The 10,193-nt window shown below is 53.5% G+C and carries 10 protein-coding genes and 1 tRNA gene; 9 read left to right on the top strand and 2 right to left on the bottom strand.

What is annotated here, in order from left to right; all coding sequences use genetic code 11:
- Positions 1–71: 71 nt before the first annotated feature.
- A tRNA-Trp gene (locus ACLD4F_RS19085) sits at positions 72–147 on the top strand.
- Between the two features lie 100 nt (positions 148–247).
- Here the strand turns inward: ACLD4F_RS19085 and hdfR are convergent.
- On the bottom strand, positions 248–1,096 hold the full coding sequence (gene hdfR, locus ACLD4F_RS19080; protein ID WP_115400789.1) for an HTH-type transcriptional regulator HdfR: 849 nt from the start codon (positions 1,094–1,096) through the stop codon (positions 248–250).
- 106 nt (positions 1,097–1,202) lie between these two features.
- On the opposite strand from hdfR, the gene maoP reads away from it, so the two are divergent.
- Positions 1,203–1,541 carry a macrodomain Ori organization protein MaoP gene (gene maoP / locus ACLD4F_RS19075; protein ID WP_000840996.1) on the top strand — a complete coding sequence of 113 codons (339 nt, stop codon included), beginning with the start codon at positions 1,203–1,205 and terminating at the stop codon, positions 1,539–1,541.
- Between the two features lie 24 nt (positions 1,542–1,565).
- On the opposite strand, the gene ACLD4F_RS19070 is transcribed toward maoP, so the two are convergent.
- Positions 1,566–3,086 carry a YifB family Mg chelatase-like AAA ATPase gene (locus ACLD4F_RS19070; RefSeq protein WP_000050210.1) on the bottom strand — a complete coding sequence of 507 codons (1,521 nt, stop codon included), beginning with the start codon at positions 3,084–3,086 and terminating at the stop codon, positions 1,566–1,568.
- Between the two features lie 351 nt (positions 3,087–3,437).
- Here ACLD4F_RS19070 and ilvL point away from each other — a divergent pair, with 351 nt between their 5' ends.
- From ilvL to ilvA, 7 genes are all read left to right on the top strand, one after another.
- Positions 3,438–3,536 (top strand): ilv operon leader peptide, encoded by a 99-nt coding sequence (gene ilvL, locus ACLD4F_RS19065; protein ID WP_001311244.1) that lies wholly within the window; start codon positions 3,438–3,440, stop codon positions 3,534–3,536.
- Between the two features lie 86 nt (positions 3,537–3,622).
- Positions 3,623–3,673 (top strand): peptide IlvX, encoded by a 51-nt coding sequence (gene ilvX / locus ACLD4F_RS19060; RefSeq protein WP_192930503.1) that lies wholly within the window; start codon positions 3,623–3,625, stop codon positions 3,671–3,673.
- Positions 3,674–3,675: 2 nt separating this feature from the next.
- A complete protein-coding gene (gene ilvG, locus ACLD4F_RS19055; RefSeq protein ID WP_411010984.1) occupies positions 3,676–5,322 on the top strand; it encodes an acetolactate synthase 2 catalytic subunit in 1,647 nt (548 codons plus the stop codon).
- Positions 5,319–5,582 carry an acetolactate synthase 2 small subunit gene (gene ilvM / locus ACLD4F_RS19050; RefSeq protein ID WP_000983260.1) on the top strand — a complete coding sequence of 88 codons (264 nt, stop codon included), beginning with the start codon at positions 5,319–5,321 and terminating at the stop codon, positions 5,580–5,582. The genes ilvG and ilvM overlap by 4 nt, the downstream gene beginning before the upstream one ends.
- A 17-nt stretch (positions 5,583–5,599) precedes the next feature.
- On the top strand, positions 5,600–6,529 hold the full coding sequence (gene ilvE, locus ACLD4F_RS19045; RefSeq protein WP_000208532.1) for a branched-chain-amino-acid transaminase: 930 nt from the start codon (positions 5,600–5,602) through the stop codon (positions 6,527–6,529).
- A gap of 160 nt (positions 6,530–6,689) precedes the next feature.
- Positions 6,690–8,540 (top strand): dihydroxy-acid dehydratase, encoded by a 1,851-nt coding sequence (ilvD, locus tag ACLD4F_RS19040; RefSeq protein ID WP_001127428.1) that lies wholly within the window; start codon positions 6,690–6,692, stop codon positions 8,538–8,540.
- Between the two features lie 2 nt (positions 8,541–8,542).
- Positions 8,543–10,087 carry a threonine ammonia-lyase, biosynthetic gene (gene ilvA / locus ACLD4F_RS19035; protein WP_411010985.1) on the top strand — a complete coding sequence of 515 codons (1,545 nt, stop codon included), beginning with the start codon at positions 8,543–8,545 and terminating at the stop codon, positions 10,085–10,087.
- Positions 10,088–10,193: the final 106 nt, after the last annotated feature.

Genomic DNA, 10,193 nt, shown 5'->3' with positions numbered 1-10,193 from the left:
GTTGGTTAGAATACCTGCCTGTCACGCAGGGGGTCGCGGGTTCGAGTCCCGTCCGTTCCGCCACCCTAATTAGGGGCGTAGTTCAATTGGTAGAGCACCGGTCTCCAAAACCGGGTGTTGGGAGTTCGAGTCTCTCCGCCCCTGCCAGAAATAATCCTTAGCATCTGCTAAGGATTTTTTTTGCCTGAAATTACCTGATTACCTGGTCAGGTAATCGTAAGTTCCCTTCTTTTTCTTTTCATCATTTTCATTGTTCATCCAGCACATCCGTTTTTAACAGATCGCAGATCAGCGAGTATTTATCGCTGTTTTGCAGCCAAATGGCGTATAGCGGCCGTGAAAGCGTTGCGCTGTCGGCAACGGTATGTAATCCGCCCTTTTCATTTGCCCAGTTTACAGGAAGCCAGCTACAGCCATTTAATGCGCTAAGCTGCTGTCGGGCGAGTTCGGCTGAGCTGGTTGTTAATACCGGCACTTCATCTGCTGCGATCAGCCCTGTTTCATGCTGTTGGAAGTCTGGTCCCCACTCCAGCCGCAGATAATTGAGTTCTGATTTCTTACGGACAGGGCTGCTGCAATATAACGCCAAAGTGAAGTGCCCTAACAGCTGACTGCTGAACTCATCCATTTTGGGCGCTTCGGTAGTAATGAGGAGATCAAGCTGGCGTTCATGAAGTTGCTTCACAAGCGATTGCCGTTGAGCGATTCTGGCTTCGAATTGCAGGCCGCTTTGCGGCTCCTGTAGTTGGTACAGTCGACCCAGCCAGGCGTTAAGCATACACTCCCATAAAGACGCGCTGGCGCCGATGGAAAACTCGTTATGACGTGAGGTATGCGCCACCTCTTTACGTGCCGCCTGCCACGTATTCATCAGCGTTTCCGCATACGGTAAAAGTTTTTCGCCAGCTGTGGTTAAACGGATATTGTTTCTGTGCCGCGTAAAAAGGTTTACGCCCAGTTGATTCTCCAGTTGCCTGATACGAAAGCTCACCGCGGATTGCGTCAGGTAAAGTGCTTCTGCGGCCCGCCCGAAATGGCGTGTCCGGCTAACTTCCAGGAAAGTTTTTAACAATTCCGTATCCACTGTGCTCTCCACAAAATTATTTGTCGTTATGATTTAAATGTTTTGTTTTACACTCTGTCAAGCGTAACTAATACTCCGCGCCATAAATAGCTCAGACAAAGAATTAGGAGCGTGCAGGATGGCGGAAAGCTTTACGACGACTAATCGATATTTTGACAATAAACATTATCCACGTGGATTCTCTCGTCACGGTGATTTCACGATTAAAGAGGCACAACTGCTTGAGCGTCATGGTCATGCCTTTAATGATCTGGATCTTGGCAAGCGTGAGCCTGTGACTGAAGAAGAGAAGCTGTTTGTAGCGGTATGTCGCGGTGAACGTGAGCCGGTAACGGATGCAGAACGCGTCTGGTCCAAGTATATGACGCGTATCAAGCGTCCAAAACGCTTCCACACCTTGTCTGGCGGCAAGCCGCAAGTTGAAGGCGCAGAAGACTACACCGAAGCTGATGATTAATAAAAAGGGCGTAATGCCCTTTTTTTACGCCAACAGCTTTTGCAAATGAATTAACAACCTGTCTATCGCCCGATAGCTTACCGCTTCCTGCAAATGCTGACGTGAGATCTGGTCAGCCAGTTCTATGTCGGCAATGGTTCTGGCCACTTTTAGTAAACGCTGCCAGGCGCGAATGGATAATCCAAGATGCACCAGCGTGTCTTCAAGCCAGCGGGCGTCATCGTGATGCAAAACACAATATTTTTGGATTTCGCGACCCTCCAGACGCGCGTTTAACTTCTTCTGGCGTCGGTACTGCCGTTCATGGGCGGCGATGACCCGCTTTTTTACCGTAGCGCTGCTCTCACCCTTTGAGGCGTGTTGGCTAAGAATCCCGGGCGGAGGAAGCGGTATCTCAAGAGAAAGGTCAAAACGATCAAGAAACGGGCCTGACAACCGATTAAGGTAACGTAGTGTCTGTTCTGGCGTGCAGCGATTATGGTTTCCCTGATAATGTCCGGTCGGGCTGGGATTCATTGCGGCGATTAACTGGAACCTGGCAGGGTACGTTATTTTCGCTCTGGTACGGGATAAATGAATTTGACCGGATTCTATAGGTTCACGTAGCGCATCCAGTGTGCGTCGTTCAAATTCAGGCAATTCATCAAGGAACAAAATTCCGTTGTGCGCCAGCGATATCTCTCCCGGGGCGGGTATTGCGCCGCCGCCGACCATAGCAGTAAGTGAGGCGCTATGATGAGGTGAGCGAAAGGGACGTTGCTGCCATCGTTTTTGTACCGTATCGGCATTAACCAGACTGAGGATCGCGGCGCTTTCCAACGCCTCTTCATTGCTTAATGGTGGAAGAATCCCGCTCAGTCGACTGGCCAGCATGGTTTTACCCGTACCCGGCGGGCCGATCAATAGCAGATTATGTCCCCCTGCCGCTGTAATCTCCAGGCCGCGTTTACCCTGCTCCTGACCGATCACATCGCGAAGATCGGCAGTTGCGGTAGGCGATGCCATATCCTGAGCTAAAGGTCTTTCCAGGGCGTGTTTCCCTTCCAGAAAGGCGCAGACGGTTTGTAGATGATCGGCGATAAAACATCCTTCTTTGCTGATAAGCCCAACCTCCGCCGCGTTCTCTGTTGCGACGATAATATTTCTGCCGGCCTTGATGGCTTCCGTTGCACTTGATATTGCGCCAGGAACGCCACGTAATGCGCCTGTAAGCGCTAACTCACCCACCAGCTCATATGCCTCAAGATTCGACGCTGTAAGCTGCTCAGACGCGGCCAGAAGCGCAACAGCAATAGGCAGGTCATACCTTCCGCCCTCTTTCGGTAGATCGGCTGGAGCAAGGTTAATGGTTATTTTTTTAGCCGGAAATTCATATCCGCTATTAATAATCGCACTACGTACCCGGTCACGCGCCTCTTTTACCGTGGTTTCCGGTAGGCCAACCATGGTTAATCCCGGTAATCCATTACTGATATGCACCTCTATAGTGATAGGCGGCGCATTGACGCCAAGTGCGGCGCGAGTATGAACAATCGCCAGTGACATAATCCCTCCTGTTACGTGGATTATGCGGAATAGAAGAGAAAATCGAATTACTGACTTTTTGTTTTTTAGCGGCTGCTTCCTGAATTTTGGCGTCATTTTCAGGTAAGAAACATCAAACTGGAAGAGCGCTCGCAGAAGCGAAAAGAAGGAAAACAGGGTGTAGAGTGCGCCAAAAGGGGGAGGAAAACGTGAAAATTTTTCAGTTGCTAATTTTTCTTATAAAAAACAAAGCACTTTTAGGCATTCACCTGCATTATCTGAAACGTGGTTAAAAAAATATCTTGTGCTATTGGCAAAACCTATGGTAACTCTTTAGGTATTCCTTCGAACAAGATGCAAGAATAGACAAAAATGACAGCCCTTTTACGAGTGATTAGCCTGGTCGTGATTAGCGTGGTGGTGATTATTATCCCACCGTGCGGGGCTGCACTTGGACGAGGAAAGGCTTAGAAATCAAGCCTTAACGAACTAAGACCCCCGCACCGAAAGGTCCGGGGGTTTTTTTTGGCCTGAAAAACTTAAGCGAGGAGCAGAGCGTGAATAACAGCATAAAATTCTGTTTCTCAAGATTTACGACGGGGATGTAACTATGAACGGGGCACAGTGGGTGGTACATGCTTTGCGAGCGCAGGGGGTGAAAACCGTATTTGGTTATCCTGGCGGCGCAATTATGCCGGTTTACGACGCGTTGTATGACGGTAGTGTGGAGCATTTGTTGTGCCGACACGAACAGGGTGCGGCAATGGCGGCAATCGGTTATGCCCGTTCTACCGGCAAAACCGGTGTTTGTATCGCCACTTCCGGCCCTGGCGCCACTAACCTGATCACTGGCCTGGCGGATGCGTTGTTAGATTCGGTCCCCGTCGTCGCGATCACGGGTCAGGTTTCCGCCCCGTTCATCGGCACTGATGCGTTCCAGGAGGTGGATGTGTTAGGCCTGTCGCTGGCCTGTACCAAACACAGCTTCCTGGTGCAGTCGCTGGCAGAGCTGCCTCGTATCATGGCAGAGGCTTTTGAAGTCGCCAACGCTGGCCGTCCTGGCCCGGTTCTGGTGGATATCCCGAAAGATATCCAGTTGGCCAGCGGTGAGCTGGAACCCTGGTTTACTACCGTTGCTAACGAAGCGACCTTCCCGCAGGCTGATGTTGAACAGGCGCGCCAGATGCTGGAACAGGCGAAAAAACCCATGCTGTACGTCGGCGGTGGTGTTGGTATGGCGCAGGCGGTTCCGGCGCTGCGTAAATTTATCGCGGTAACGCAAATGCCAGTTACCTGCACGCTGAAAGGGCTGGGGGCTGTTGAAGCTGATTATCCGTACTATCTGGGCATGCTGGGAATGCACGGTACTAAAGCGGCTAATTTCGCGGTGCAAGGGTGTGATTTACTGATCGCAGTGGGTGCACGTTTTGATGACCGGGTGACCGGTAAGCTGAATACGTTTGCGCCGAACGCCAGCGTAATCCATATGGATATCGACCCGGCGGAAATGAACAAACTGCGTCAGGCACACGTCGCGTTGCAGGGCGATTTAAATTCGCTGTTGCCGGCATTACAGCAACCGCTGAAGATCGACGCATGGCGTCAGTCCTGTGCAGAGCTGCGCGCAGAACACGCCTGGCGCTATGACCATCCTGGCGAGACTATCTATGCGCCGTTGTTGTTGAAGCAATTGTCGGAACGCAAACCCGCAGACAGCGTGGTGACGACGGATGTGGGGCAGCATCAGATGTGGTCAGCCCAGCATATGACTTACACCCGCCCGGAGAACTTCATCACTTCCAGCGGTCTGGGGACGATGGGATTCGGCTTACCGGCGGCCGTTGGCGCGCAGGTAGCGCGACCGAATGATACCGTTATCTGTATCTCCGGTGACGGCTCCTTCATGATGAATGTTCAGGAGTTGGGCACCGTAAAACGCAAGCAGTTACCGTTGAAGATAGTCTTACTCGACAACCAGCGGTTAGGTATGGTTCGACAATGGCAGCAACTGTTTTTCCAGGAGCGATATAGCGAAACCACCCTGACCGATAACCCCGATTTCCTCATGCTGGCCAGCGCCTTCGGCATTCCAGGCCAGCACATTACTCGTAAAGACCAGGTTGAAGCGGCACTCGACACGATGTTGGCAAGCGAAGGGCCGTACCTGCTTCACGTCTCAATCGACGAACTTGAAAATGTCTGGCCGTTGGTGCCGCCTGGCGCCAGTAACTCTGAAATGCTGGAGAAATTATCATGATGCAACATCAGGTCAATGTATCGGCACGCTTTAATCCAGAAACCTTAGAACGTGTTTTACGCGTGGTGCGCCATCGTGGTTTTCAGGTGTGCTCCATGAATATGGAAGCCGCGACCGATGCGCAGAATATAAATATTGAATTGACCGTTGCCAGTCCCCGGTCGGTCGACTTACTGTTTAGTCAGTTAAGTAAACTGGTAGATGTTGCGCATGTCGCGATCTGCCAGAGCGCTGCCACATCACAACAAATCCGCGCCTGAGCGCAAAAGGAAGAAAAATGACGACGAAAAAAGCTGATTATATTTGGTTCAATGGCGAGATGGTGCGCTGGGAAGACGCGAAGGTTCACGTAATGTCTCACGCGCTGCACTACGGTACGTCGGTATTTGAAGGGATTAGGTGCTACGACTCTCACAAAGGCCCAGTAGTGTTTCGTCATCGTGAACATATGCAGCGCCTGCGCGACTCAGCAAAAATTTATCGTTTTCCGGTTTCTCAGAGTATTGATGAGCTGATGGAAGCCTGCCGCGAAGTGATCCGCAAAAACAACCTGACCAGCGCCTATATCCGTCCGTTGGTATTTGTCGGCGATGTCGGTATGGGCGTTAACCCGCCCCCGGGATACACCACTGACGTCATCATCGCCGCGTTCCCGTGGGGGGCATACCTGGGCGCCGAAGCGCTGGATCAGGGGATCGATGCGATGGTTTCTTCCTGGAATCGCGCTGCGCCGAACACCATTCCAACCGCTGCGAAAGCGGGCGGTAACTACCTCTCCTCACTGCTGGTGGGTAGCGAAGCGCGCCGCCACGGCTATCAGGAAGGCATCGCCCTGGATGTAAACGGCTATATCTCCGAAGGCGCAGGTGAAAACCTGTTTGAGGTAAAAGATGGCGTGCTGTTTACTCCGCCGTTTACCTCTTCCGCGCTGCCAGGCATTACTCGCGACGCGATCATCAAACTGGCGAAAGAGCTGGGTATTGAAGTGCGCGAGCAGGTGCTGTCCCGTGAATCGCTGTATCTGGCCGACGAAGTGTTTATGTCCGGAACCGCGGCAGAAATTACTCCGGTACGCAGCGTTGATGGTATCCAGGTAGGTGAAGGCCGTTGCGGCCCTGTTACCAAGCGTATTCAACAAGCCTTCTTTGGTCTCTTCACTGGAGAAACCGAGGATAAATGGGGCTGGTTGGATCCGGTAAATTCATAATAAATAAAATTAATATTTTCCCAAAATAATTTGCGTCACAGGAAGGCGGCAACGCAGCGAATCCCCAGAAGCTTACTGTAGTAAGTGACTGGGGTGAGTGAGGCAGCCAACGCACCTGTGGCGTGAAGTATGAAGGGAAAAGATGGGGAGTAAATAAAGCATGCCTAAGTACCGTTCCGCCACCACCACCCATGGTCGTAATATGGCGGGTGCCCGCGCGCTGTGGCGCGCCACCGGAATGACCGACAGTGATTTTGGCAAACCGATTATCGCCGTGGTGAACTCATTCACTCAGTTTGTGCCGGGTCACGTTCATCTGCGCGATCTCGGTAAGCTGGTCGCCGAACAGATTGAAGCTTCCGGCGGTGTGGCGAAAGAGTTCAACACTATTGCCGTGGATGACGGGATCGCCATGGGGCACGGGGGTATGCTCTATTCACTGCCGTCGCGCGAGCTGATCGCCGACTCCGTGGAGTACATGGTGAACGCTCACTGCGCTGACGCGATGGTGTGTATCTCTAACTGCGACAAAATCACCCCAGGGATGCTCATGGCCTCGCTGCGCCTGAATATTCCGGTGATCTTTGTCTCCGGCGGACCGATGGAAGCCGGGAAAACTAAGCTTTCAGACAAAATTATCAAGCTGGATCTGGTTGATGCCATGATTCAGGGCGCGGACCCGAAAGTCTCTGACGATCAAAGTAACCAGGTTGAACGCTCCGCCTGTCCAACCTGCGGCTCCTGCTCCGGCATGTTTACCGCTAACTCCATGAACTGCCTGACCGAAGCGCTGGGCCTGTCGCAGCCGGGCAACGGTTCGCTGCTGGCGACCCATGCTGACCGGAAGCAGTTGTTCCTCAATGCCGGTAAGCGGATTGTTGAACTGACTAAACGCTATTACGAGCAGGATGACGAAAGTGCACTGCCGCGTAACATCGCCAGCAAAGCCGCGTTTGAAAACGCGATGACGCTGGATATTGCGATGGGCGGTTCGACCAATACCGTTCTGCATCTGCTGGCGGCGGCGCAGGAAGCGGAAATCGACTTCACCATGAGTGATATCGACAAGCTGTCCCGCAAGGTGCCGCAGCTGTGTAAAGTGGCGCCAAGTACCCAGAAATACCATATGGAAGACGTTCACCGTGCCGGCGGTGTGCTGGGTATTTTAGGCGAGCTGGATCGCGCCGGGCTGCTGAACCGCAACGTGAAAAACGTATTAGGCCTGACGCTGCCGCAAACGCTGGAACAGTACGACATCACGGTTACGCAGGACGAAGCGGTTAAAAAAATGTTCCGTGCTGGCCCTGCCGGTATCCGTACTACCCAGGCGTTCTCGCAGGATTGTCGCTGGGATTCGCTGGATGACGACCGCGCAGCGGGTTGCATCCGCTCGCTGGAATATGCCTATAGCAAAGACGGCGGTCTGGCGGTGCTATATGGCAACTTCGCCGAAAACGGCTGCATCGTTAAAACCGCGGGCGTCGATGACAGCATCCTTAAATTTACCGGCCCGGCGAAAGTGTATGAAAGCCAGGACGACGCGGTAGAGGCGATTCTCGGCGGCAAAGTAGTGGAAGGCGATGTAGTCGTGATCCGCTACGAAGGGCCGAAAGGCGGGCCGGGAATGCAGGAAATGCTCTATCCGACCAGTTTCCTGAAGTCGATGGGGCTGGGCAAAGCCTGCGCGCTCATCACCGATGGGCGTTTCTCCGGCGGTACTTCGGGTCTTTCCATCGGCCACGTCTCGCCGGAAGCGGCCAGCGGCGGCACTATTGCGCTGATTGAAGATGGCGACACTATTGCGATTGATATCCCGAACCGCAGCATTCAGTTGCAGTTGAACGAGGCTGAAATCGCCGCACGCCGCGAGGCGCAGGAGGCTCGTGGCGACAAAGCCTGGACGCCGAAAAATCGTCAGCGTCAGGTTTCGTTTGCCCTGCGTGCCTACGCCAGCCTGGCGACCAGCGCCGATAAAGGCGCGGTGCGCGATAAATCGAAACTGGGAGGTTGATGATGGCGGAATCTCAACCACTGTCAGTCGCGCCGGAAGGGGCGGAGTATCTGCGCGCGGTGCTACGCGCGCCAGTATACGAAGCGGCGCAGGTGACGCCGCTGCAAAAAATGGAAAAGCTCTCGTCACGTCTGGATAACGTTATTCTCGTCAAACGCGAAGACCGGCAGCCGGTACATAGCTTTAAGCTGCGCGGCGCTTACGCGATGATGGCCGGATTGACCGAAGAACAAAAAGCCCACGGCGTGATTACCGCGTCGGCGGGGAACCATGCACAGGGCGTGGCGTTTTCCTCCGCGCGGCTTGGCGTGAAGTCTCTGATCGTCATGCCAAAAGCAACGGCGGATATTAAAGTCGATGCGGTACGCGGTTTTGGCGGCGAAGTGCTGTTGCACGGCGCTAATTTTGATGAAGCGAAAGCGAAAGCTATTGAACTGGCGCAGCAGCAGGGTTTTACCTGGATGCCGCCGTTTGATCACCCAATGGTGATCGCCGGGCAGGGCACGCTGGCGCTGGAGCTGCTTCAGCAGGATTCGCATCTCGATCGTGTCTTTGTGCCGGTTGGCGGCGGCGGCCTGGCGGCGGGCGTAGCGGTACTGATCAAACAATTGATGCCGCAAATCAAAGTGATTGCCGTCGAAGCGGAGGATTCCGCCTGCCTGAAAGCGGCGTTGGAAGCCGGTCATCCAGTGGATCTCCCGCGCGTTGGGTTATTTGCTGAAGGCGTGGCGGTAAAACGCATCGGCGACGAAACCTTCCGCCTGTGTCAGGAATACCTTGATGATATTGTCACCGTGGATAGCGACGCTATCTGCGCGGCGATGAAAGATCTGTTTGAAGATGTGCGTGCGGTGGCGGAACCGTCCGGCGCGCTGGCGCTGGCGGGGATGAAAAAATATATCGCCCAGCACAATATTCGCGGCGAACGGCTGGCGCACGTCCTTTCCGGCGCCAACGTCAACTTCCACGGCTTGCGCTATGTGTCTGAACGCTGCGAGCTGGGGGAACAGCGCGAAGCGTTACTGGCGGTGACCATTCCGGAAGAAAAGGGGAGCTTTCTCAAATTCTGCCAGTTGCTTGGCGGGCGTATGGTCACCGAATTTAACTACCGTTTTGCCGACGCGAAAAATGCCTGTATTTTTGTCGGCGTACGCGTCAGTCAGGGGCTGGAGGAGCGAAAAGAGATTATCACCCAACTGTGCGACGGCGGTTATAGCGTAGTGGATCTCTCCGACGATGAAATGGCGAAGCTGCATGTGCGCTATATGGTCGGTGGGCGTCCATCCCATCCGCTACAGGAACGCCTCTACAGCTTTGAATTTCCGGAGTCACCCGGCGCGTTGCTCAAATTCCTGCATACGCTTGGCACGCACTGGAATATTTCGCTATTCCATTACCGTAGCCACGGTACCGATTATGGCCGCGTGCTGGCGGCGTTCGAGTTAGGCGATCATGAGCCGGATTTCGAAACCCGGCTGCATGAGCTGGGCTATGAATGCCATGATGAGAGCAATAACCCGGCGTTCCGGTTCTTTCTGGCGGGTTAATTCAGCGTTTAGTTTTTCAGGCCCACAAAGTAAAGTGGGCCTGATATCCAGATATGATCTTCCCTCAGTTATTGGGCTTTTCTGCCAGCCCGGAGCATCCACTCAT

The sequence above is a fragment of the Salmonella sp. 741265050_HSA genome, assembly GCF_046569445.1.
GTDB lineage: Bacteria > Pseudomonadota > Gammaproteobacteria > Enterobacterales > Enterobacteriaceae > Salmonella > Salmonella enterica.
Note: the sequence above shows the minus strand (reverse complement) of the source record. Positions and strands in the feature narration are given on the sequence as shown.

Bases quoted from the DNA above. Each gene is read 5' to 3' on its own strand.
- maoP (WP_000840996.1), top strand. From the start codon at position 1,203: ATGGCGGAAAGCTTTACGACGACTAATCGATATTTTGACAATAAACAT.
- ACLD4F_RS19070 (WP_000050210.1), bottom strand. From the start codon at position 3,086: ATGTCACTGGCGATTGTTCATACTCGCGCCGCACTTGGCGTCAATGCG.
- ilvL (WP_001311244.1), top strand. From the start codon at position 3,438: ATGACAGCCCTTTTACGAGTGATTAGCCTGGTCGTGATTAGCGTGGTG.
- ilvG (WP_411010984.1), top strand. From the start codon at position 3,676: ATGAACGGGGCACAGTGGGTGGTACATGCTTTGCGAGCGCAGGGGGTG.
- ilvM (WP_000983260.1), top strand. From the start codon at position 5,319: ATGATGCAACATCAGGTCAATGTATCGGCACGCTTTAATCCAGAAACC.
- ilvE (WP_000208532.1), top strand. From the start codon at position 5,600: ATGACGACGAAAAAAGCTGATTATATTTGGTTCAATGGCGAGATGGTG.
- ilvD (WP_001127428.1), top strand. From the start codon at position 6,690: ATGCCTAAGTACCGTTCCGCCACCACCACCCATGGTCGTAATATGGCG.
- ilvA (WP_411010985.1), top strand. From the start codon at position 8,543: ATGGCGGAATCTCAACCACTGTCAGTCGCGCCGGAAGGGGCGGAGTAT.